This window comes from Mycobacterium sp. NGS26 (genome assembly GCF_059813025.1).
Genome location: NZ_JCALDU010000001.1, coordinates 344,185 through 367,114, shown reverse-complemented (window position 1 = coordinate 367,114; position 22,930 = coordinate 344,185). Strand labels below are relative to the sequence as shown.

At 67.4% G+C, this 22,930-nt stretch carries 18 protein-coding genes; 8 read left to right on the top strand and 10 right to left on the bottom strand.

Features of this window, described 5'->3' with window-relative positions; translation table 11 throughout:
- The first annotated feature begins 172 nt into the window (after positions 1 to 172).
- Positions 173 to 1,588: a glycosyltransferase family 4 protein gene (locus AC5Y6X_RS01745; RefSeq protein ID WP_499983904.1), complete on the top strand. Its 1,416-nt coding sequence runs from the start codon at positions 173 to 175 to the stop codon at positions 1,586 to 1,588.
- Positions 1,589 to 1,608: 20 nt separating this feature from the next.
- Positions 1,609 to 2,451 (top strand): class I SAM-dependent methyltransferase, encoded by an 843-nt coding sequence (locus AC5Y6X_RS01740; protein WP_499983901.1) that lies wholly within the window; start codon positions 1,609 to 1,611, stop codon positions 2,449 to 2,451.
- Between the two features lie 10 nt (positions 2,452 to 2,461).
- On the opposite strand, the gene AC5Y6X_RS01735 is transcribed toward AC5Y6X_RS01740, so the two are convergent.
- Positions 2,462 to 3,205, bottom strand: a complete 744-nt coding sequence (locus AC5Y6X_RS01735) for a class I SAM-dependent methyltransferase (RefSeq protein WP_499983899.1) — start codon at positions 3,203 to 3,205, stop codon at positions 2,462 to 2,464.
- Positions 3,206 to 3,373: 168 nt separating this feature from the next.
- Here AC5Y6X_RS01735 and AC5Y6X_RS01730 point away from each other — a divergent pair, with 168 nt between their 5' ends.
- On the top strand, positions 3,374 to 4,579 hold the full coding sequence (locus AC5Y6X_RS01730) for an MATE family efflux transporter (protein WP_499983896.1): 1,206 nt from the start codon (positions 3,374 to 3,376) through the stop codon (positions 4,577 to 4,579).
- A gap of 93 nt (positions 4,580 to 4,672) precedes the next feature.
- Here the strand turns inward: AC5Y6X_RS01730 and AC5Y6X_RS01725 are convergent, their stop codons facing one another.
- Positions 4,673 to 6,292 carry a glycoside hydrolase family 71 protein gene (locus AC5Y6X_RS01725; RefSeq protein WP_499983894.1) on the bottom strand — a complete coding sequence of 540 codons (1,620 nt, stop codon included), beginning with the start codon at positions 6,290 to 6,292 and terminating at the stop codon, positions 4,673 to 4,675.
- Positions 6,293 to 6,367: 75 nt separating this feature from the next.
- Complete coding sequence (locus AC5Y6X_RS01720) at positions 6,368 to 8,050, bottom strand: endo-1,3-alpha-glucanase family glycosylhydrolase (protein WP_499983892.1); 1,683 nt, start codon at positions 8,048 to 8,050, stop codon at positions 6,368 to 6,370.
- A 585-nt stretch (positions 8,051 to 8,635) separates the two neighbouring features.
- Between AC5Y6X_RS01720 and AC5Y6X_RS01715 the strand changes: the two genes are divergently transcribed.
- The 4 genes from AC5Y6X_RS01715 (at position 8,636) to AC5Y6X_RS01700 (ending at position 13,627) form a co-directional block, all read left to right on the top strand.
- Complete coding sequence (locus tag AC5Y6X_RS01715; protein ID WP_499983890.1) at positions 8,636 to 9,724, top strand: resuscitation-promoting factor; 1,089 nt, start codon at positions 8,636 to 8,638, stop codon at positions 9,722 to 9,724.
- A complete protein-coding gene (gene rsmA / locus AC5Y6X_RS01710) occupies positions 9,688 to 10,656 on the top strand; it encodes a 16S rRNA (adenine(1518)-N(6)/adenine(1519)-N(6))-dimethyltransferase RsmA (protein WP_324674698.1) in 969 nt (322 codons plus the stop codon). Before AC5Y6X_RS01715 ends, rsmA begins: the two co-directional genes overlap by 37 nt.
- Before the next feature lie 9 nt (positions 10,657 to 10,665).
- A complete protein-coding gene (locus AC5Y6X_RS01705) occupies positions 10,666 to 11,625 on the top strand; it encodes a 4-(cytidine 5'-diphospho)-2-C-methyl-D-erythritol kinase (RefSeq protein WP_499983886.1) in 960 nt (319 codons plus the stop codon).
- Positions 11,626 to 11,992: 367 nt separating this feature from the next.
- Complete coding sequence (locus tag AC5Y6X_RS01700) at positions 11,993 to 13,627, top strand: fatty acyl-AMP ligase (RefSeq protein ID WP_499983884.1); 1,635 nt, start codon at positions 11,993 to 11,995, stop codon at positions 13,625 to 13,627.
- Between the two features lie 72 nt (positions 13,628 to 13,699).
- On the opposite strand, the gene pth is transcribed toward AC5Y6X_RS01700, so the two are convergent.
- From pth to AC5Y6X_RS01680, 4 genes are all read right to left on the bottom strand, one after another.
- Positions 13,700 to 14,275 (bottom strand): aminoacyl-tRNA hydrolase, encoded by a 576-nt coding sequence (gene pth, locus AC5Y6X_RS01695; protein WP_499983882.1) that lies wholly within the window; start codon positions 14,273 to 14,275, stop codon positions 13,700 to 13,702.
- A gap of 12 nt (positions 14,276 to 14,287) precedes the next feature.
- Positions 14,288 to 14,956 carry a 50S ribosomal protein L25/general stress protein Ctc gene (locus AC5Y6X_RS01690; RefSeq protein ID WP_499983880.1) on the bottom strand — a complete coding sequence of 223 codons (669 nt, stop codon included), beginning with the start codon at positions 14,954 to 14,956 and terminating at the stop codon, positions 14,288 to 14,290.
- Between the two features lie 242 nt (positions 14,957 to 15,198).
- Positions 15,199 to 16,068: an oxidoreductase gene (locus AC5Y6X_RS01685; protein ID WP_499983877.1), complete on the bottom strand. Its 870-nt coding sequence runs from the start codon at positions 16,066 to 16,068 to the stop codon at positions 15,199 to 15,201.
- A gap of 23 nt (positions 16,069 to 16,091) precedes the next feature.
- Positions 16,092 to 17,324 carry a cytochrome P450 gene (locus tag AC5Y6X_RS01680; RefSeq protein ID WP_499983875.1) on the bottom strand — a complete coding sequence of 411 codons (1,233 nt, stop codon included), beginning with the start codon at positions 17,322 to 17,324 and terminating at the stop codon, positions 16,092 to 16,094.
- A gap of 200 nt (positions 17,325 to 17,524) precedes the next feature.
- On the opposite strand from AC5Y6X_RS01680, the gene AC5Y6X_RS01675 reads away from it, so the two are divergent.
- Positions 17,525 to 20,773 carry a LuxR C-terminal-related transcriptional regulator gene (locus tag AC5Y6X_RS01675; RefSeq protein WP_499983872.1) on the top strand — a complete coding sequence of 1,083 codons (3,249 nt, stop codon included), beginning with the start codon at positions 17,525 to 17,527 and terminating at the stop codon, positions 20,771 to 20,773.
- Between the two features lie 76 nt (positions 20,774 to 20,849).
- Here AC5Y6X_RS01675 and AC5Y6X_RS01670 read toward each other — a convergent pair whose 3' ends face one another.
- From AC5Y6X_RS01670 to AC5Y6X_RS01660, 3 genes are read right to left on the bottom strand one after another with little or no spacing between them, the layout of a single operon-like run.
- Positions 20,850 to 21,515 (bottom strand): LpqN/LpqT family lipoprotein, encoded by a 666-nt coding sequence (locus AC5Y6X_RS01670; RefSeq protein ID WP_499983870.1) that lies wholly within the window; start codon positions 21,513 to 21,515, stop codon positions 20,850 to 20,852.
- Positions 21,512 to 21,868 carry an arsenate reductase (glutaredoxin) gene (arsC, locus tag AC5Y6X_RS01665; RefSeq protein WP_499983868.1) on the bottom strand — a complete coding sequence of 119 codons (357 nt, stop codon included), beginning with the start codon at positions 21,866 to 21,868 and terminating at the stop codon, positions 21,512 to 21,514. Before arsC ends, AC5Y6X_RS01670 begins: the two co-directional genes overlap by 4 nt.
- Entirely contained in the window at positions 21,869 to 22,849 is a 981-nt protein-coding gene (locus AC5Y6X_RS01660) for a ribose-phosphate diphosphokinase (protein WP_324674718.1), read from the bottom strand.
- Positions 22,850 to 22,930 lie beyond the last annotated feature (81 nt).

Below are 22,930 nucleotides of genomic sequence, written 5' to 3'. Positions count from 1 at the left end.
GATCCGCTCCGGCCGTCGCAGGGTTGCGTCACCGATTCCACGGCAGCACGATACGAGCGAAACCGTCCGGGATTGAATTCCGACACGGTGCGCGACGGCGCCGGGCGGAGTGCATGTCCCGAGTACGGGCCGCGGCCACCGCGGCGCCAGAGGATCGATTCCATCTACACCGATGATCCTTTTGAGCCCAGCAGGTCACATAACTATATGGAAACCCACGCACCGTAACAGACTGATAGTATCCTGGCGCCTATTAAAACATTCTAATATCCGGGATATCAGGTGGAAACCAGACCGCAAGCCGCCCTTGGCCTCGACGCCGCGGAGCCATGCCTCACGCGGGCGACGTGCACCGCCGGTTCGAGAGGTTGACTTGAGGCTGGTCATCCACGATTTTTCCGGCCACCCCGGCCCGGTCCACCTGAGTCGGGAGCTGGCCCGCCGAGGGCATCGTGTCGAGCACCAATACTGCGCGTCGTTCCCGAGCGGCCGGGGCGCGACCGAGCGGCGTTGCGGCGATCCCGAGTCCTTCACCGTGCGGCCCATCGAGCTGAGCAGCGAATTCGCCCGCTACATGCCGTTCGTTCGGCTCTGGCAGGAGCTGCGGTATGCCCGCATGGCGACCCGTGCCGTCCTGGCGGCGCGACCCGATGTCGCGGTGCTGTCCACTATCCCGTTGCTGTCTCTCTTCATCCTGACTTTCTCTCTCCGCGTGCGCCGGATCCCATACGTCTTCTGGCAGCAGGACGTCTACAGCGAAGCGATCAGGGTCATCGCCCGCGATCGGTACGGCCGGTTGGGATACCCGATCGGCTACGCCGCGGACCGTGCCGAGCGTCAGGTCGCGCGCGGTGCCGCGGCCGTCGTCGCCATCAGCGACACATTCATCGAGCAACTCGCCGCCTGGGGAGTTCGGCCGAGCAAAGTGCACGTCGTGCCCAACTGGGGCGCGATCGACGAGATGCCCATGCGGCCGCGCGACAATGCCTGGGCGAAGGCTCACGGCCTGGTGGGCATGCCCGTCGTGATGTACGCGGGAACTCTCGGCCTGAAGCACGACCCGTCCGTCATATCCGCGCTCGCACGGTCGGCGCCGGCGGGCACCCGGATGGTCGTGGTGTCCGAGGGAAGTGGCCGCGACTGGCTGGAATCGGAGGCGGGTGAGGTACCGGGCCTGATGCTGCTCGACTACCAGCCGTACGAGCAGCTGCCGGACATGCTCGCGAGCGCCGATGTGCTGCTCGTCGTGCTGGAAAGTGACGCCAGCCGCTACTCGGTGCCGTCCAAGGTTCTGAACTACTTCTGTGCGGGCCGCCCCGTGCTGGGGCTGCTGCCGGGGGACAACGCGGTCGCCCAGATGATCGAAACGGCGGGGGCGGGGCTCGTGGTGGCTCCGGAGAACGCTGATTCCGCGGCCGCAGCGCTCAGGAACCTGCTGTCGGATGCCGATGCGCGAGATCGGATGGGGACCGCGGCTCGCTGCTATGCGGAACGCACATTCGAGGTGAAGCGCGTGGGCGAACGGTTTGAATCGTTGTTGAGTGACATTGCCGGCGCGCTCGCATCGCACGCCAGGCCGCGGTTTTGAAATCCTAGGAGGCACTTACGATGGAGCCCAGTCAGGTGGATCAGATGGCATTGAAAGGCGCCGTGGATAAGGTCCTGGAGAGGTTTCCGTTTCCCGACTACTTCGACCCGTTTCTCTCGGGGCATCTGGACATGGCCCAAACCGTGATGCGCCACCTGGAGACGGGATCCCGCGTGCTGGATTTCGGTGCGGGGCCGGCCGACAAGACAGCCATCCTGGCGATGCTGGGCTACAAGTGCACGGCCGTCGACGACCTCGGCGACGAGTGGCACCAACGCGGCGACGCCAAACGGAAGATTCTCGAGTTCGCCAAGGGCATGGGCGTCGAGTACATCCCGTTGGACAAGCATGAATTGCCCGCCGACCGTGAATTCGACATGGTGATGCTGCACGATGTTCTCGAGCACCTGCATGACTCACCAAGAGATCTGCTGAACGACCTTCTCTCGCGCGTGCGTGATCGCGGGTACCTCTTCATCACCGTTCCCAACCATGTGAACCTGCGGAAGCGGATCGCGGTGCTGCTGGGCAAAACCAGCCATCAGAAATACGAGATCTATTACTGGTACCCCGGCAAGTTTCGCGGACACGTGCGTGAATACACGCGCGGGGACTGCGTCGCCCTGGCGCGAGTTCTTGGGCTCGAGGTGGTGGAGCTACGAGGAATGCATCAGATGCTGCAAAAGGTTCCTCGTCGACTGCTGCGCGTCTACCTTGCGGCAAGCCGGCTCGCTCCGTCCACGCGCGACACGTGGTTGATGGTGGCCCGCAAGCCGGTCGGTTGGACGCCCAAGACCGAAATCGACGACCAGGAGTTCCGAAAGTTCTCGGGCCTGAAGTCGTGGGCCGAGCTGGCTCACTGACCGCTGGGGCCTAACGCTTTTGAATGTAAATGAAAAGTATCGGCTGCAGGCCCGCGGGCAGATGCCTGTGTGTCCATTTCACCACCCGGTAGATGAAGGGGCTACCGAAGTGGTAGCAGGGTTCCGACGCCCACCCGGTGATGAACATGTCCGCACCGCCACCGAAAGCCTTCCGAAGAGCCGAGCGCGAGTTCATGCGGTAGCGGGTGGGGAAGACATCCTGCGACTTGCGCTCTGGCTGAACCACTCTCAGCGAACGCACGTGCAGTCGGTTGGGTATCAGCCGTGCGCCCACCGCAATGTAGCCGAACTTGTTGGGCGTGTGAGCCGCTATCCACCCGCGCGGCTTGACAATCCGCAACAGCTCAGCTGCCACGTGAGTCGGGTCGTCGATGTGCTCGAAAACCGATCGAGCGACGACGAGATCGAAATGATTGTCGGGATATGGCAGCGATGAGTCCGGACTTATCACCTCGGCGTGGTCCAGGTACGGATTGTCAAGGACGACTTCGTCGACGTCGCAGCCCTCCAGGCGCGCACATCGTCCCCTGATGTCGCTCAACTGGCGGCGATAGGGCACCGGGTCGTCCGCGATCGGCTCGCCGCGCCCGGCGCCGAAATCAAGTACGCGATCGGTCGGACGAAGCAACGCGGCAACCTGATTGAAAAATACGACCGTGCCATCGACATGGCTGAACCCGCCGGCATTGGACTCGGGGTAGAAACGGTGCACCAATTCTTCGGTGGTTGCCACGGCACGAGTGTAAGGCGCGACAATTGGCGCAACGCGACGCGCTTCTTCATGAGAAGCTTGTGCGCTGGTAAAACTTGGCACGTGGCGCGGATGATCGGGCCCGATGACGTGTTGCGAGGATGAGTGGCGCCCTCGATGTCGAACCGCAGGACACGTGTTTGGTCTGCAATGCTCGACCAAGTCTTCTCCAGCGCCAGCAATGGGATCTTCACATTCGCTGTCGCAGTTGTGTCCACCAAACAATCGTTCGGCGAGATCGCCCTGATGATCACGGCCCTCGTCGCGATACTCGCGGCTCAACGAGGCGCCGTGGGAATTCCCCTGATGTTGAAGTCCGGTCAAACGGCCGAGCGAATACGCCGCGAGGGTTCCTTTGCGTTGCTCGCCGGCCTGGTGATCGGTTCGGCCGCCCTCGCCGTGATGGTCACCATCGGATACCAGGTCGGCCCGCCCGCGGTTTTCCTCGCCGTCTCCGCGCCGATCGTGTCGTGCCAAGACATTCTGAGGCATGTCGCCATCGCCGAGGGCAGACCGCACGTGGCGGCGACGTGGGATGGCGTCTGGTTCGTGGGAACCGTTCTGCTCCTCGTTTCGGCCTGGCTGAAGCTCTCGACCGCGTCCTGGTTGATCGGGGGATGGGCGGGCCTCGGCCTGATCGCCTTTGCCGGTATGGCGGCGGATCTTCGGACTCTGCCCCGGCTGCACGGCTTCACGAAGTGGGCCAGGGCCGGTTGGCAACACCGCATCAGGTATGGCGTCGACGCCGGGGTCGACCAGACCACCAGCTTCCTTGTTCTCGCGATGGCGACGGTTGTGCTGAGCCCCACCGCCGCGGCGGCACTTCGCGGCGCGACACTCCTGTTGGCGCCCATCACGATATTGGCGGCCGCCGTTCAGCTCGTCGTCATCTCCGAGAGCACCCGCAATTCCGCACAACCCCGGGCCGTGTGGCGTGCCGCGTTGCGATTGACCGTCGGACTCGCGGGGCTTGCCGTGCTTGCCGGGGTGGTGCTGTGTCGGTTGCCCGTCAGCGTGGGGGCTTACTTCTTGGGGCAGTCGTTCGAACTGGCCCAGTATGTGCTTCCCGTTGTGGTCGTGGAGTATTGCGCGACCCTGGTGGCGTTCGGGTTGGGCATTTTTTTGAGGACGTTCAATCGGAGCTCGGATGCGATGCGGTTCAAACTCGCGGCGGGGTTGGCGCTGCTGGTGGCCTCCGCCTGCGCCGCGTTGCTGTTCCACGACGTACGGGGTGTCGCTGTGGGGCTGGCCGTGGGAACGATTCTGGTGACCTCGCTCGGACTGGCCTATTACGCGCCGTGGGAGGTGCGTGCTGCCCCGAAGCCCGGAACTCCCGAATTCCCGGTCACGCCCTGACTCGGAGCATCAATTCGCTTGCCGGGCGTCCTCAAAATGCCGGGCCTGGACGGCGTTTCGGCGTACAAATGGGCGCGCTCGCGGGTCTGGTCGTTATCGCAGGCCTCCTACGACGCGGTATTGGAGGTCTTGGATGTAGGGGGTGTCGGTGACGTCGGCGTTCGAGTGTGCGGTGGCGACGACGACGCCGTCGCGCAACATGATGGTGGTGATCGGTCCGAGGCTCAACGGGAAGGTGCAAACCTTTCGGCCGGCCGGGACGTCGCAGGAATGGTCTTGTGTTCCAGCTCTGATGAAGACCTGCGCGGGCGCTCGCGCGAAGGCCACCACCTCGATCGTGTCGCGGGGGGGAGCGCTGGTCGGCACGACGCGCATGAGCGAGCTTTGTGGATACACCGGGCGGGCGCTGACCGGTTGATTGCGATACGACACGTAGAGCGCGTCGCGGGTGATGCTTGGTGGTTTGCCCGATTTGAACGTGGCGATGTCGTAGGCGTTCATGTCCAGCAGGCGCCAGCCGTGGACCACCGACGGGGCCATGGCGGTGGATTCGGAGTAGTCGTTCCAGGTGATCAGCTGCACCCACTCGGCGTCGTGTTGGTCGGCGAGTCGCCAGGCCAGCCGGTTGGTCACACCGTTGTCGGATTCCCAAAAGGTCGCACTGCGCGGCCGGGCGTCTTGGAACGCGACCGGTTGCATCCATAGTTTGCCGAGTCGATGTGTGCGTTGGATGACGTCCACCGGGGAGCCGCGACGGGTGTCGGCGAGGGTCGTCGCGCGCGGGTCGCGGCCGCCCCACGCGCTGAACCCGTAGCTGAAGGAAGCGAACGCCTCCAAGTTGTCGGCGACGTCGCCAAAGGTCGGCACGAACGCGACAGCGAGTTTGAACTTGTCGCGCAGGATGCCCAAAACGCTGACCCACCACGTCGGCGGCCGCTGTTCGGCGGCGAAGGCGCCCAGCACCGGTCGGCCGTCGGGCAGGCGAAACGCCGCCGGTGCTTTTAGATACGGTGCGACATCGGCGGCAAAGTCGTTGGGGCTCATCGCCCCCAGCTCGCCCCCGGTGATGTCGGCGGAGGTCAGAATCGAGAAGTCGCCCACCGACGCGGCGGCCTGCAACATCCGATCGACGACATCGGAGGCGGCGCGGGCCTGCAGAACATCAACGGCGAACCCGTCGATGCCCACGCTCTTGGCTTGTCTGATCTCGGTTTCCAGGTCCGCCTGGCGCCAATCGGGCCGAGTGCTGTGGGCCCGGGGCAGCGGCCTGTCCCGCAGATATCCCCCGTACGCGGCGTGCGCACCGTTTTCGCCCTGCACCGTGAGGTATTGGGTTGCGTAGTAGTCCTTGTCCCCGTCCTTGTTGTCGATCGAAATCGGAAAGTTCGGCATGTAGTCGGCGACAACCTTCCGGCCGCCCTTCGCCTTGACCAAGTCGAAGGGAAGGTACGGCGTCACCGCCGTCGATCGGGCACGCAATGGCTCGGCCCACTGCGGTGGGAGCCCCCACGGCAGGCTCAGGACCGCGGCGATCAGCACCGTCTTCAGCGGCGCCCGGATCAACGCGACAAGCGCGAGGCCGACCAATAGTGCCGTGACGGCGGCGACCACGAGCACGGACGCGAACCCGCGTCGGGGCCACAGCTGGTCGACCCAGAAGCATACGAAGCTCCCGGCCGCCGCCCCCGCCGCCGCCCATGCGAACTCACGCACGAGCGTTGCTCGCGATGCCACCACGCGATCGACAGTAAACGAAGCGGCTCGAATGGCGCGGCAACGTTTGCGTCGTTATCGCAGGCCTCCGACGACGCGGTATTGCAGGTCTTGTATTCGGGGGGTGTCGGTGACGTCGGCGTTGGACTGTGCTGTGGTGACCACGACGGCGTCGCGCGACATGACGGCGCTGATCGGCCCGAGGCTCAACGGGAAGGTGCAAACCGTTCGGCCGGCCGGGACGTCGCAGGAATAGTCCTGGGTTCCGGTCCTGACGAAGACCTGCGCAGGCGCACTGGCAAAGGCCACCACCTCGATCACGTCGCGCGGGGGCGCGCTGGTCGGCACGACGCGCATGAGCAAGGTTTGCGGGTCCACCGGGCGGGCGCTGACCGGTTGGTTGCGATACGACACGTAGAGCGCGTCGCGGACGATGCCAGGAGGTCGGCCCGACTTGAACGTGGCGATGTCGTAGGCGTTCATGTCCAGCAGGCGCCAGCCGTGCACCACCGACGGGGCCATTGCGGTGGATTCGGAGTAGTCGTTCCAGGTGATCAGCTGCACCCACTCGGCGTCGTGCTGGTCGGCGAGCTGCCAGGCCAGCCGGTTGGTCAAACCGTTGTCGGATTCCCAAAAGGTCGCACTGCGCGGGCGGATGTCTTGGAAGGCAACGGGTTGCATCCATAGTTTGCCGAGTCGATGCGTGCGTTGGATGACATCCACCGGGGAACCGCGGCCGGTGTTCGCGACGGTCATCGCGCGCGGGTCTCGGCCTCCCCACGCGCTGAATCCGTAGCTGAAGGAAGCGAACGCCTCCAAGTTGTCGGCCACGTGAACAAAGGTCGGCACGAACGCGACAGCGATATTGAACTTGTCGCGCAGGATGCCCAACACGCTGACCCACCACGTCGGCGGTCGATTTTCGGCGGCGAAGGCGCCCAGCACGGATCGGCCGTCGGGCAGGCGAAACGCCGCCGGTGCTTTCAGATACGGTGCGACAGCGGCGGCAAAGTCGTTGGGGCTCATGGGCTCCAACTCGCCGCCGTCTATGTCGGCGGAGGTCAGAATCGAGAAGTCGCCCACCGCGGCCGCGGCCTGCAATATCCGATCGATGACATCGGAGGCGGCGCGGCCGGCTTGCAGAACATCGACGGCGAATCCGTCAATGCCCACGCTTTTGGCTTGTTGGATCTCGGTTTCCAGGTCCGCCTGTCGCCAATCGGGCCTGGTGCTGTGGGCCCGGGGCAGCGGCCTGTCCCGCAGATATCCCCCGTATGGGGCGTGCACACCCTTTTCGCCCTGCACCGTGAGGTATTGCGTTGCGTAGTAGTCCTTGTCCGCGTCCTTGTTGTCGATCGAAATCGGAAAGTTCGGCATGTAGTCGGCGAAAACCTTCCGGCCACCATTTGCCTTCACCAAGTCGAAGGGAAGAAACGGCGTCACCGCCGTCGGCTGTGCGGGCACAGCAGGAAGCTTGAGGCCGGCGGGTGAATACGGCGCGACGGCCATCGGCTGCGACGGCATAGCGTGGACCGTGTGTACGCCGTGCCACGAGACGACACCCGCGGTCGCGTAGGTTGTTCCGACCGCCAAAGCCAGTCCGAATGCGGCGCCGTGGCCCAGCACAGACGAGAATCCCGTGGGGCTGGCCGCCACGCATAGTTGTGTGATGCAGAACGCCAGGGGCGCCGCCGTGCCGAGGAAGGCGACATAGGTCCCGATCGCGGGGACGTTCGCGTCGTCGCTTGCCGAGGCCAAACCGCTGAGCAATCCACATGCGGCGGCGCTGACGACGCCACTGAGCGCGAAACCGGCTGACCGACTCAGTCGACCGCGGCTAGCCAGCCAGGCGAGAACCGCCCCCGCCGCGGACCCAAGCACGAAAAGTAATGCGCCCATAGCACGCCCCTCAAAACGGTTCGTCGCGGTGAGGATTTCGCGGGACACAGAACGCCGCCGGCGTGCCCGACGACACGCCAGCGGCTACGCATACAAAGAAGGCCTGCGCGATCGATTATCGTGTGGCGAACCGGACCACCGGCCGATACGCCAGCCACCGTCCACGGGAGTGCTCGGACGAGCGTTCGTGTTGACGCCACCGCGTGTTTCGTCGCGGCCTCCTCTTGTTGAACGCACGCACAACAAGATCGGACGTCGAGATTGTCCAACGCCTGAGCCACGTTTGGCCAGGAGTTGCCGAAACTTGGCTGGTTCGTTACCGTCTTGTGATCGAAAGGTGGGCCGGCGGGCCCATTCGTGCTGTCTAGGTCGTTAACTGGTTGCTGAGGTCGGGGTAAAAGCGCGTTGAGTGTAGTAGCGAAACTTCATCAGTCCCCATCACCGATGTTGCGGCTCGTGGTCGCAGGGTTCCTATTAGTACTGGCGTTGGCCGGCGGCTTCGCCGTCTCGGCGAGCAAGACCGTGACGCTGACCGTCGACGGCATCGCGATGCGCGTGACAACCATGAAGTCGCGGGTGATCGACATCGTCGAGGAGAACGGCTACACGGTCGACCAGCGCGACGACCTTTATCCCGCCGGTGATGTGCAGGTGCGCGACGCCGCGAACATCGTGCTGCGGCGCAGCCGGCCGTTGCAGATCTCACTGGACGGCCGCGATCCCAAGCAGGTGTGGACGACGGCGTCCACCGTGGACGAGGCGCTGGCCCAACTGGCGATGACCGACACCGCCCCCGCGGCGGCCTCGCGCGGCAGCCGCGTTCCGCTGGCGGGGATGTCCCTCCCCGTCGTCAGCGCCAAGACCGTCAGGATCAACGACGGCGGCGCGGTCCGCACGGTGCACCTGCCGGCGCCGAACGTGGCGGGGCTGCTGAGCGCCGCCGGCGCACCGCTGCTCGACAGCGACCAGGTGACCCCGGCCGCGTCGTCGCCGATCGTCGACGGCATGGAAATCCAGGTGACGCGCAACCGGATCCAACGGGTCACCGAGCGGGTTCCACTGCCGCCGAACGCCCGTCGGGTCGAGGACCCGGACATGAACATGAGCCGCCAGGTCGTCGAGGACCCGGGTAGCCCCGGCACGCAGGACGTGACGTACGCGGTGGCCACCGTCAACGGCGTGGAGACCGGCCGCATCCCCGTCGCCAACGTCGTGATCACGCCGTCCCGCGAATCCGTGGTGCGCATCGGCACCAAGCCCGGCACCGATGTGCCCGCGGTGACCAACGGATCCATCTGGGACGCCATCGCGGGCTGCGAGGCCGGCGGAAACTGGGCGATCAACACCGGCAACGGGTATTACGGTGGTGTGCAATTCGACCAGGGCACCTGGGAGCGCAACGGCGGGACGCGGTTCGCTCCGCGCGCCGACCTCGCGACGCGCGAAGAGCAGATCGCCGTCGCCGAGGTGACGCGGGAGCGTCAGGGTTGGGGCGCGTGGCCGGTGTGCAGCGGAAGAGCTGGTGCACGCTGACCATCCGGCTGCTCGGGCGCACCGAGATCAGGCGGCTGGCCAAGGAACTTGAATTTCGGCCACGGAAGGCACTCGGCCAGAATTTCGTCCACGACGCCAACACGGTGCGGCGAGTGGTTTCCGTCGCGGGGGTCGGCCGCTCCGACCACGTCCTGGAGGTCGGTCCCGGCCTGGGTTCGCTGACGCTGGCGCTGCTCGACCGCGGTGCCACCGTCACCGCCGTCGAGATCGATCCCGTCCTGGCCGCCCGGCTGCCGCAGACGGTCGCGGAGCACTCGCACAGTGAAATCCAGCGGCTGACGGTCCTCAACCGCGACGTCCTGACCCTTCGCCCCGACGACCTCGCGGGCGCGCCCGAGCCCACGGCGGTGGTGGCCAACCTGCCCTACAACGTCGCTGTCCCGGCGCTGCTGCACCTGCTCGCCGAGTTCCCGTCGATCAACGCCGTGACGGTGATGGTGCAGGCCGAGGTCGCCGAGCGGCTGGCCGCCGAGCCGGGTGGCAAAGACTACGGCGTGCCCAGCGTCAAGGTCCGATTCTTCGGTCGCGTCACCCGCTGCGGAATGGTTTCACCGACGGTGTTCTGGCCCATCCCCCGCGTGTATTCCGGGCTGGTCCGCATCGACCGGTACGCGAAACCGCTGTGGCCGTCCGACGCGGTGTTCCGGCGGCGGGTGTTCGAACTGATCGACATCGCGTTTGCGCAGCGCCGCAAGACGTCTCGCAACGCGTTCGCCGAGTGGGCCGGCTCGGGCAACGAGTCGGCGAACCGCTTGCTGGCCGCCAGCATCGACCCCGCCCGCCGCGGCGAGACGCTGTCCATCGACGACTTCGTGCGGCTGCTGCGGCGCTCCGGCGATCCGGACGACGGCAGCGGCCCGGCGCGCCCCGACACCGCGCTGCGGCACGCTTCGGGGCGGGCTTCGCGATAGTCTGCTGCGGTGTCCGCGTCTGACGGCAACACCGCCACGCAGTGGGTGCCCACCGGGTCGGTCACCGTTCGGGTGCCCGGGAAGGTGAACCTGTACCTGGCGGTCGGCGATCGCCGCGAGGACGGCTACCACGAGCTGACGACGGTGTTTCAGGCCGTCTCGTTGCTCGACGAGGTGACCGTGCGCAACGCCGACGTGTTGTCGCTCGAGCTCGTCGGCGAGGGCGCCGACACGCTGCCCACCGACGAACGCAACCTCGCCTGGCAGGCCGCCGAGCTGATGGCCGACCACGTGGGCCGGGCCCCCGACGTCTCGATCATGATCGACAAGTCCATCCCGGTGGCCGGCGGCATGGCCGGCGGCAGCGCGGACGCGGCGGCGGTGCTGGTCGCCATGAACTCGCTGTGGGAGCTCAACGTGCCCCGCCGCGACCTGCGCATGCTCGCCACGCAACTGGGCAGCGACGTGCCCTTCGCGCTGCACGGCGGCACCGCGCTCGGAACCGGACGCGGCGAGGAGCTGGCCACCGTGTTGTCCCGCAACACGTTCCACTGGGTGCTGACGTTCGCGGACAGCGGGCTGCTCACCCCCGATGTGTTCCGCGAGCTCGACCGGCTCCGGGATGGCGGAGAGCTGTCGCGGCTGGCCGAGCCCGGCCCGGTGCTGGCGGCCCTGGCCGCGGGCGACCCGGAGCAGCTGGCGCCGCTGCTGGGCAACGAGATGCAGGCCGCCGCGGTGAGCCTGGACCCGTCGCTGCGGCGCACGCTGCGCGCCGGCGTGGAGGCCGGCGCCCTGGCCGGCATCGTGTCCGGCTCGGGTCCGACGTGTGCCTTCCTGTGCACCTCGGCGTCCGAGGCGGTCGACATCGGCACCCAGCTGTCGGGAGCGGGCGTCTGCCGCACGGTCCGGGTCGCCAGCGGGCCGGTACCCGGTGCCCGGGTGGTGCCCGCACCGATGACCGAAGTCTGATCCGAACCGAGGGATCCGAACCGAATCCGAACCGAAAATGTGAGATCCGACTCACACGCCGCCACAGTTTGGCGGTTACTTAAGAGGAGTTTAAGATACTCGCGGTGACGAGTAGCGGTAAGCAGGACCACTCGATTTCGCCGTCCACCGGGAGCTGCGGTGGACGGCCAACGCATCCACACCGGCCGGGTTCGACGGGTCACGCTCCTGCCGATCGGGTAGCCGAGCGCGGTGTTGCCGGCTCATCACTGTTTCGAGACCCAACCGCTGCCCAACTGTGCTCGCGCGCCTGCTTCAAAGTAGCCCCCAGCAGGCGGAACATGAGATTCCTGGCGGTAGAGAATGTGCCGGGACCGAGGAGGCCCTTGTGAGCAGGTTTACCGAGAAGATGTACCGCAATGCCCGCACCGCCACGACGGGCATGGTCACCGGTGAACCCCACGAACCCGTCCGCCACACCTGGGGCGAGGTCCACGAGCGCGCCCGGCGCATCGCGGGCGGGCTGGCCGCCGCGGGCATCGGCCTGGGCGACGCGCTCGGCGTGCTGGCCGGCCTGCCGGTGGAGATCGCCCCGACGGCGCAGGGCCTGTGGATGCGCGGGGCCAGCCTGACCATGCTGCACCAGCCCACGCCGCGCACCGACCTGGCGATCTGGGCCGAGGACACCATGACCGTCATCGGCATGATCGAGGCCAAGGCCGTCATCGTCTCCGAGCCCTTCCTGGTGGCCGTCCCCGTCCTCGAGGAGAAGGGGATCAAGGTCCTCACCGTCGCCGACCTGCTGGCGGCGGACCCGGTCGACCCCGTCGAGGTCGGCGAGGACGACCTGGCGCTGATGCAATTGACGTCGGGCTCCACCGGTTCACCCAAAGCGGTCCAGATCACCCATCGCAACATCTACTCCAACGCCGAGGCGATGTTCATCGGCGCCCAGTACGACGTCGACAAGGACGTCATGGTCAGCTGGCTGCCCTGCTTCCACGACATGGGCATGGTCGGCTTCCTCACCATCCCGATGTACTTCGGCGCCGAGCTGGTCAAGGTCACGCCGATGGACTTCCTGCGCGACACGCTGCTGTGGGCCAAGCTCATCGACAAGTACAAGGGCACCATGACCGCGGCGCCCAACTTCGCCTACGCGCTGCTGGCCAAGCGGTTGCGCCGCAACGCCAAGCCCGGCGACTTCGACCTGTCGACCCTGCGCTTCGCGCTGTCCGGCGCCGAGCCCGTCGAGCCCGCCGACGTCGAGGACCTGCTCGACGCGGGAAAGCCGTTCGGGCTCAAGCCCTCCGCGATCCTGCCGGCCTACGGCATGGCCGAGACGACGCTGGCCGTGTCGTTCTCGGAGTGCAACGCCGGCCTCGTCGTCGACGAGGTCGACGCCGACCTGCTGGCCGCGCTGCGCCGGGCGGTGCCCGCCAGCAAGGGCAACGTCCGCCGGCTGGCGACGCTGGGGCCGCTGCTGCAGGACCTCGAGGCCCGGATCATCGACGAGCACGGCGACGTGATGCCCCCGCGGGGCGTGGGCGTCATCGAGCTGCGCGGTGAGTCGCTGACGCCCGGCTACCTCACTATGGGCGGCTTCATCCCGGCCCAGGACGAGCATGGTTGGTACGACACCGGTGACCTCGGCTACATCACCGAGGAGGGCCACATCGTGGTGTGCGGCCGGGTCAAGGACGTGATCATCATGGCCGGGCGCAACATCTATCCGACCGACATCGAGCGGGCGGCCTGCCGCGTGGACGGGGTGCGGCCCGGCTGCGCCGTCGCGGTGCGGCTCGACGCCGGCCACTCGCGCGAGACGTTCGCCGTCGCCGTCGAGTCCAACGCCTGGCAGGACCCGGCCGAGGTGCGCCGCATCGAGCATCGGGTCGCGCACGAGGTCGTCAGCGAGGTCGACGTGCGCCCCCGCAATGTGGTGGTGCTGGGCCCGGGCACCATTCCGAAGACGCCGTCGGGCAAGCTGCGCCGGTCCAATTCGGTGACCCTGGTCAGCTAAGCCCGGCGAGCAGACGCAAAAGCCCCCAATTTCGGCGCGAAATGGGGGCTTTTGCGTCTGCTCGCCGGGGGGTTACCAGGCGTGGACGCGGTTTTGCGCGGCCTCTAGACCTATTTCGATGAGCAACTCGGTGGCGTCGGCCGCCCGCTCGCAGATCGCGGGGACCTCCGGGCGCTCGGCGGCGGTGAAGTTTTCCAGCACGAAAGCCGCCGGGTCCTTGCGTCCGGGTGGACGACCGATCCCGATGCGCACCCGCTGAAAGTCCTTGGTGCCCAAGGAAGCTGCCACCGACCGCAGGCCGTTGTGACCGCCCTCGCCGCCGCCGATCTTGAGCCGAATGCGGCCGAAGTCCAGGTCGAGGTCGTCGTGGATGACGACGATGTCCGCCGGCGCCACCGAGTAGAACTTCGCCAGCGGCCCGATCTGGCGGCCGGACTCGTTCATGTAGCAGCGCGGCTTGGCCAACAGGATCGAGTGCCCGGCCAACCGGCCGCTGACGACCTCCGCCCCGGAACGCTTGTGCGCCTTGAACTTTGCGCCCACCCGCGCGGCGAGCAGGTCGGCGACCATGAATCCCAGGTTGTGCCGGGTCCGGGCGTAGTTGTCCCCGGGGTTGCCCAGGCCGACCACCAATAGCGGCTCGGCCACGTCGTGAGCCGCCTACTCGGACTCGGCGGCGGGGGCCTCGGCTTCGCCGCCCTCTTCCTCGGCCGGGGCTTCCGCGGCTTCCTCGCCCTCGGGGGCCTCGCCCGCGCCCTCTTCCTCGAGGTCCTCGGCGGTCGGCGCGTTCACCACATTGACCACCAGCATCTCCGGGTCCGAAATCAGGTTGACGCCGCGGGGCAGCGTGATCTGTCCGGCGGTGAACTGGGTGCCCGGCTCGGCGTCCTCGACGGACACGGTCAACTGCTCGGGGATCGACATGGCGTCGGCTTCGATCTCGATGGTGCTGGTGTCCTGGGTGACCAGGGTGCCAGGGACGGCGTCGCCCTCGATGACGACCCTGACCTCGACGACCACCTTCTCACCGCGGCGCACGACCAGCAGGTCGGCGTGCTGGATGGTGCGCCGGATCGGGTGGATGTCGAGCGCCTTGGTCAGCGCCAGGTGTTCCTTGCCGGCGATGTCTAGGGTCAGCACCGCGTTGGTGCCGGAGTGCCGCAGCACGGCCGCGAAGTCGTGCCCGGGCAGTTCGAGGTGCTGCGGGGCCTCGCCGTGACCGTAGAGGACGGCGGGAATCTTGCCGTCGCGCCGGGCGCGCCGCGACGCGCCCTTGCCGGTCTCGGTTCGCACCGTGGCTGTGAGTTGGTTGACTGCCGACTTGGCCATCGTGTCGCTCCTGTGTGCTCGGTTCCGGGGCACGGCCAGGATCGACGATTAATCCGTCGGTCTCCGTCGATAACGGTGCCGGCCAAGCGGCCGGCCACCCTCGCCGTGACGCCCGGCCAGGTTATCGCATGGGCGGCTCAGAGCGGAAATTTCGGGCTCAGGTGCGCGTTGACTCTGCGGTCATGGTGCAGTTTGTCGAGTAGCCGTCACCACCAGCGCAGAGTCAATTTCCACCCAGCCCCTCAGAGCGGAAATTTGGTGCCCGTGAGCTGCTCGGACAGCTCCCAGAGCCTGGCGGCGGTGGCCGCGTCCCGCGCCCGCCGGCTGCGGCCCACGGGCTGCGTCCGGCCGATGTAGCCGAACCGGGGCCCGACGAACGTGTCGCCCGGCAGGTCCTGCGACGCCGCGTACAGCGTCTGCCGGGCGCCGAAATCGGCGTCGGTGGCAAACACCCGGGTGGCCGCCGACATCAGCGCGTCGCCCAGCTTCCGGCCGGACGCGCCCTGCAGGTTGGTGTGCGAGTAGCCGGGGTGGGCCGCCACCGCGCGCAGCCGCGACCCGACCGCGCCGAGGCGTCGCTGCAGCTCGCTGGTGAACAGAAGGTTGGCGAGCTTCGACTGGCTGTAGGCCAGCCAGGGCGAGTAGCGCCGGTTCTCCCAGTTGAGGTCGTCGAAGTCGATCCAGCCCGGCCAGTGCGCCATCGAGGACACCGTGACGACGCGGTCGGTGAGCTTGGGCAGCAACAGGTTCGTCAGCGCGAAGTGGCCGAAGTGGTTGGTGCCGATCTGGCTCTCGAAGCCGTCCTTGGTCAACGCGTACGGCGCCGCCATGATGCCGGCGTTGTTGATCAGCACGTCGGCCTTGTCCACCCCGTCGGCGAACTGCCGCACCGACGACAGGTCCTGCAGGTCGAGCCGGCGCACCTCGACCTGGCCGGGTATTTGCCGCGCGGCGGCCTCACCCTTCTCGGTGTTGCGGACGGCCATCACGATCCCGGCCCCCTTCGCCGCGAGCTCCCGGGCGGTCACCGCGCCCAGCCCGCTGTTGGCTCCGGTGACGATGACGGTGCGCCCGGTGAACGAGGGGAGGTCTGCGGCGGTCCAGTCGGTCATGCGCCGAGCCTAATGGCGCCCGCTCAGTGCCCGGCGTCGAACGCCAGGGGCAGGGTGGTCGGGCCCGTGATGCCGCTGATGGCCTTCCACGGGGCGGGGCCGATCCGACGGGGGTTCTGCATGCGCCGCGTGATGACCCGAAGCGCTTCGGTGAGCTCGAGGCGCGCCAGGTGCGCGCCGAGGCAGTAGTGCACGCCGCCGCCGAAGGTGAGCATCGCCGGTGGGTCTCGGCGGGTGATGTCGAGGCGATCCGGGTCGGTGTAGACATCGGGGTCGCGATTGGCCGCGGCGGTGTTGGCCAGCACCAGGGTGCCAGCGGGGATGCAGACCCCGCCCAGCTCGACGTCCTCGGCGGCTTTGCGTGCGGCGCCGAAAACTATTGGGTAGTAACGCATCAGTTCGTGCACGGCGTCGGCCGCCAACTCGGGATGCTGGCCCAGCAGCGCCCATTGGTCGGGGTGGGCGGACAGCACCTGCACCGCCGCGGCGAGCTGGTTGCGGGTGGTGTCGGTGCCCGCGCCGAGCAGGGTGGCGCACAGCATCAGCAGCTCGTCGTGGGTGAGGCGGTCGCCGTCGTCTTCGGTGCGGATGAGCTCGGAGATCAGGTCATCGCCCAGCGACGCGCGCCGGCGCGCGATCAGGTCCTCGAGGTAGGCGTCCAGTTGATCCCACGCCGCGAGGATCGCCGGGCCGTCTTCGGCGACGTTCCAGTCGAAGATCTTCTTGATGTCGTCGGTCCAGTCGCTGAACAATTGCCAGTCCTCGGGCGGCGCGCCCAACAGCGCGCAGATGACCGGCGTGGGGTAGCGGCGGGCGATGTCGGAGACGACGTCGCAGTGCCCCACGGCGGTCAGCGGATCGACCAGCCCGGTGATGATCTCGACGACCAACCTGCGCAGCCGCTCGGCGCCGCGCGGCGCGAACGCCTTGGACACCAGCCGGCGGAGCCGGTGATGGCGGGCGCCGTCGAGGCCCAGGATGTTGCTGATCGCCCGATCCCACAGCGGGCCCGACGTCACGCCCTGCAGGTCGAGCCCGAGGCCGCGTGCGGTGACGAATCGACCGTCGCGCAGCGTCGTTCGGACCAGCTCGTGGCTCAACATCTCGGGGCCGTGCGGGCCGATCGCGATCGGGGCCCGGTTGCGCGCGTCCCCGATGATCGCGTGCGCGTCGTCGGGATCGGTGAGGTGGTCGTAGGCGAAGGCGGGCAGCCCGGCGCCGAAAACGCTGGGGCAATTGCTGAGCAGGGTCGTCATGGAACTCGACTATCCGGTGTCGCGCGACGAAGACCATCCGCCTTGGCGCGTAGATCCGCGCGGCGCCGGTCGTAACCTCGCCGGGGGCGTTTGTTGGATCCGTGCCCAATTGCCCAGGTTTTTGCCTGGTTTGCGACCGCGTTGCTGGCTACTATGAGCCAACACGCGGAGATGCCGCTGCTGACCTGGAGCGTTTGAGCGTGACCGAGTTGCTGCCGACCGGTACCGTGACGTTGCTGCTTGCCGACGTCGAGGGCTCTACGCGGCTGTGGGAGACCAAGCCCGAACAGATGAGCGCCGCCCTGGCGGTGCTGAACCGCACGGTGGATGAGGCCGTCGCCGCGCATGGTGGGGTGCGCCCGCTGGAGCAGGGCGAGGGCGACAGCTTTGTGACCGGTTTTGCGCGCGCGTCCGACGCGGTGGCGTGCGCACTGGCGCTGCAGCGTGCCCCGCTCGGGCCGATCCGGCTGCGCATCGGCGTGCACACCGGTGAAGTGCAGCTGCGCGACGACGCCAACTACGCCGGTCCGACGATCAATCGGACCGCGCGGCTGCGTGATCTGGCCCATGGCGGGCAGACCGTGTTGTCCGGTGCGACGGAACCGCTGGTGGCCGATCGGCTGCCGGACGGGGTGTGGCTGGCCGACTTGGGCCACTATCCGCTGCGCGACCTGCCGCGCCCGGAACGGGTGCTGCAGTTGTGTCATCCCGATTTGCGCAACGACTTTCCGCCGCTTCGTGTCCGCCAGGTCGCGGTGTCGCACAACCTGCCGGCCCAGTTGACGAGTTTCGTTGGGCGCCAAGCACAAATGGCGGAGTTGCGGCGGTTGGTGGCCGACAACCGGCTGGTGACCCTGACCGGCGCCGGGGGTGCGGGCAAGACCCGCCTTGGCATGGAACTCACCTCGCTACTGACGGACGAGTTTTGCGACGGGGTGTGGTACATCGACCTCGCGCCGATCACCAATTCCGCCGTGGCACCGGTGACCGTGGCGCGCAGCCTCGGCCTGCCCGATCAGCCGGGGTGCTCCACGATGGAGCTGCTGCAACGGTTCTTCGGCGAAAAGAAGATGCTGCTGCTGCTCGACAATTGTGAGCATCTGCTGGACGCGTGCGTGACGCTGGTCGTCGAATTGCTCGCGGCCTGCCCGCGGCTAACGGTCCTGGCGACGAGCCGTGAGCCGCTCGGCGTGCCCGGCGAACTGAGCTGGCGGGTCCCGTCGCTGAATTTTGCCGACGAGGCCGTCGAGCTGTTCGCCGACCGCGCCCGGCGGGCCCGCCCCGAATTCACCATCACCGAAGACAACACCGCGGTGGTCGAAGAGATCTGCCGGCGGCTGGATGGTATGCCGTTGGCGATCGAGCTTGCCGCCGCGCGGGTCAGGGCGCTGTCGCTGGCGCAGATCGCCGACAGCCTGCATGACAGGTTCCGGCTGTTGACCGGGGGTGCGCGCACCGCGGTGCGGCGCCAGCAGACGCTGTGGGCCTCGGTGGACTGGTCGCACGCGCTGCTCACCGAACCGGAGCGGGTGTTGTTTCGCCGGCTGGCGGCGTTCGCCGGAGGGTTCGACCTGGACGCCGCCCTGGCGGTCGGCGCCGACAGCGAAATGGAGCGCTACCAACTGGTCGATCAGCTCAGCCTGCTGGTCGACAAATCGCTGGTGGTCGCCGACGACACCGGCGACGGGATGCGGTATCGGTTGCTGGAGACGGTGCGCCAATACGCGCAGGAAAAGCTCGGCGAGTCCGGTGAGGCCGACGAGGTACGCACTCGGCATCGCGACTACTACACCTCCACCGCAACCGAGCTGGAATCACGCCACGAAAGCGGCGACGAGTTGCTGCTGGGTTGGGCACAAGCCGAGGTCGAGAACCTGCGGGCGGCCTTCACGTGGAGTCGCGAGAATGACGACCTCGACACGGCGCTGCGGCTGTTATCCACGTTGCAGTTGGTCTGGATAGCTGCCGGCCGGTTCCGCGAAGGAATATCCGGATTTGAAATGGTGCTGAGCGATGCCCGCTGCGCGGAAGTCGAACGGGCGGTGTGGATTCGCGCGGTCGCCGACCAGAGCACGCTCACGGGGTGGGCGGTTGTCCCGGCGAACGAGGACCGGGCACGGGACGCCCTGGCCGCCGCGCGCGAACTCGGGGATCCGGTACTGCTGGCTCGAGTCCTGATGGGGTGCGGGGCCCTCGCGTTCTACAACCCCGAGATGGCCGAGCTCCACCTCGCCGAGGCCATGGAACTGGCCCGCGCGACCGGCGATCGCTGGAGCCTGTGCCAAATTCTCAGCTATCGAGCGACCATCGGCTGCATGGCGGGTCAACCGACGGGCGCGCGCGCCGCGGCCGAGGAGGGACGTGACCTCGCCGACGCGTTGGGCTTCGGGTTCTTCTCGCGTCACTCCCGGGCGTGGCTGGCCATCGCGCTGATGATGCAGGGAAATCTGGCCCACGCCGCTCTGGTCGAAGACGATCTGGTCGAGGAGGCCGAAGCGGCCGGGGACAAGCCGATGAAAGTCTTCGGCGACGTGGGTCGCACCGTGGTGCTCGCATATCAGGGACGGGCGGATACCGCTCAAGCGGCGGCCGAATCCGCACGAGTGATTGCCGAGGAGGTGGGCGGTCAGTGGGCAGACGCGGTGGCCGCGGTCACTGCGCAAGCCGCGCTGGCGGCCGGTGACCCCGCCCGGGCGAGGGACGCCGCGGAGGTGGCCTGGCGCCTCACCGTGCCGGTGCGCGAAGTCTTCACCAGAAGCGTCAATCCGTTGGGCGAGGCCGCGCTGGCCTGCGGTGATCTGGTGACTGCGCGCAACTGGGCCGACGATTGCGTTGCTGTGGTACCGGGTTGGCACCAAGTGGTCGCGCGCACGGTGCGCGCCTTTGTCGCGATCGCGCAGGGTGAGCCGGACCAGGCGGAGCGCGATGCCCACGAGGCTCTTGGGGCCGCCGCTCGCTCGCAGGGATATCTGCGAGTGGCCGACACCCTGGAATGCCTGGCCCGGCTGGCGGTCGACGGCGGCAATCACTCCTATGCGGCGCGCCTGTTGGGCGCAGCCGACGGCATCCGGGAACGAATGGGGCAGGCCCGTTACCCGATGTACCAACCCGGCTACGACATTACGGTCGCGGCCGCCCGGGAAGCGTTGGGCGAGAAGGATTTTGACCTGATGTGGGCTGAAGGCGCAGCTCTGTCCCCCGAGGAGGCCATCGCCTTCGCGCAGCGGGGACGCGGCGAGCGCAAGCGCCCGACAAATGGTTGGGCATCGCTGACGCCCATGGAGAACGACGTGGTGCGTCTGGTCCGTGAGGGGCTGGGCAACAGGGACATCGGCGCGCGACTTTTCATCTCGCCGCGCACCGTGCAGACCCACCTCACCCACGTCTACGCCAAGCTCGGCCTGGCCTCCCGCGTTCAGCTGGTCCAAGAAGCGGGTCGCCAGGGCTGAAAGAGTGCCGCGAGACTGCAACTACCGACGGCCCTACTCGACAAATGCGTAGCCAGTTGCAGTCTCGCGGTGAGGGTTACTTTGCGGCGACGACGAAGCCGCGGATGATCGCCTCGATGTCGGCCGACTGCGCGGCCGCCTGGGCGGCCAGGCTGGTGATGGTCAGCTGAACCAGGTACCGCTGCTTGGCGGGCGGCGACCCGGTGGCGATGACGATCCGGTTCCAGCTGTGCAGCCGGATCTCGTTGGCGCCATAGCTGCCCTGGATCATCGACGAGGGAAACCCGTTGAAGGGGGCGGTCGACGCATCCAGTTGAGTGAAACCCGGTAGCAGCTGGGCATCGTCGTTGCCGTGCTTGATGACCTGCGCCGCGTCGAAGTCCCCGTGCAGCCTGAACACCACCAGCATGGCGTTCGGAACCTTGCTGGGCTTGGAGATCATCACCGTGGTCGGCGGCATCTTCTGGTCTGTGTACGGCGACCAGCCCGGCGGCGTCGGTATCGACACGGTCAAATCCGTGAGGCTGCTCGGCGCCACCGGCTCCCCGGTGACCCCGATGCTCTCCAGATACTGCGACAGGGGAACGGGTTTGGGAGTCGTCGTGGTGGTAGTGGTCGCCGACGTCGTCCCCAAGACCGACGAGTAGTCGGGGGCCTTCGGGGCGCAGCCGGCCACCGACATCGGAGCGACGAAAGCGACCACAGCGGCCAGAGCGGTCGCGACCGTGCGGCGAGCGGTCACAGAATCTCGTGGACCGCGTCGATCGGCCGGGCCAGCCGGGTCCCCTTCGGTGTGACGACAAACGGCCGTTCGATCAGGATGGGATGCTCGGCCATGGCGTCGAGCAGTTCGTCGTCGCTCGCGTCGGCCAGGTTGAGTTCGGTGTACAGCGGTTCCCGCTTGCGCACCGCGATGCGCACATCGATGCCGGCGTCGCGGATCATCTTGACCAGCTCGTCGCGCGACGGCGGCGTCTTCAGGTATTCGACGATGGTGGGCTCAAAACCATTGTCCCGCAACAGGTCCAGCGTCTTGCGCGAGGTGCTGCACTTGGGATTGTGATAGATGACGGTGTCGCGTGAACCGGAGGCCATCTACGCGTCCCCGTCGAACAGCCCTGTGACCGAGCCGTTTTCGAAGACCGCGCGAATGGTGCTGGCCAGCAGCGGCGCGATGGACAGAACCGTCAGCTGAGGGAAACGCTTCTCCTCGCCAATTGGGAGCGTGTTCGTGACGATCACCTCGCGGGCGCCGCAGGCGGCGAGCCGCTCGGCGGCCGGGTCCGACAGCACGCCGTGGGTCGCGGCGATGATCACGTCGCGGGCGCCGTCGTCGCGCAACAGCTGCACGGCGCCGGCGATGGTGCCACCGGTGTCGATCATGTCGTCGATCAGCACGCAGGTGCGGTCCTCGACCTCGCCGACGACGCGGTTGGACACCACCTGGTTGGGCACCCGCGGGTCGCGGGTCTTGTGAATGAAGGCCAGCGGCACGCCGCCCAGCGCGTCGGCCCATTTCTCGGCGATGCGCACGCGGCCGGAGTCGGGGGAGACCACGACCATGTTGCCGTCGGGGTAGTTGTCCCGGATGTAGCCGGTCAGCAGGTTCTGGCCGCGCATGTGGTCGACGGGCCCGTCGAAGAAGCCCTGGATCTGATCGGTGTGCAGGTCGACGGTCACGATCCGGTCGGCTCCCGCCGTCTTGAGCAGGTCGGCGACCAGCCGCGCCGAAATCGGTTCGCGACCGCGGTGCTTCTTGTCCTGGCGGGCGTACGGGTAGAACGGCATGACGGCGGTGATCCGCTTGGCGCTGCCGCGCTTGAGCGCGTCGATCATGATCAGCTGTTCCATCAGCCAGTCGTTCACCGGCGCCGGATGCGACTGCAGGACGAACGCGTCGCAGCCGCGGACCGATTCGTGGAACCGCACGAAGATCTCCCCGTTGGCGAACTCGCGCGCGGTCTGCGCCGTGACGTGGACGTCGAGCTCCTTGGCCACCTGCTCGGCCAGCTCGGGGTGGGCGCGGCCGGAGAAGAGCATCAGGTTCTTGCGGTTGTCGGTCCAGTCGTGGCTCACGGTGCTGCCCTCGCCGTATCGGGGTCGAGATCGGAAACGGAACGCCCCATCGTAAGCGAAGGGCTTCGATGGGATGCCGGA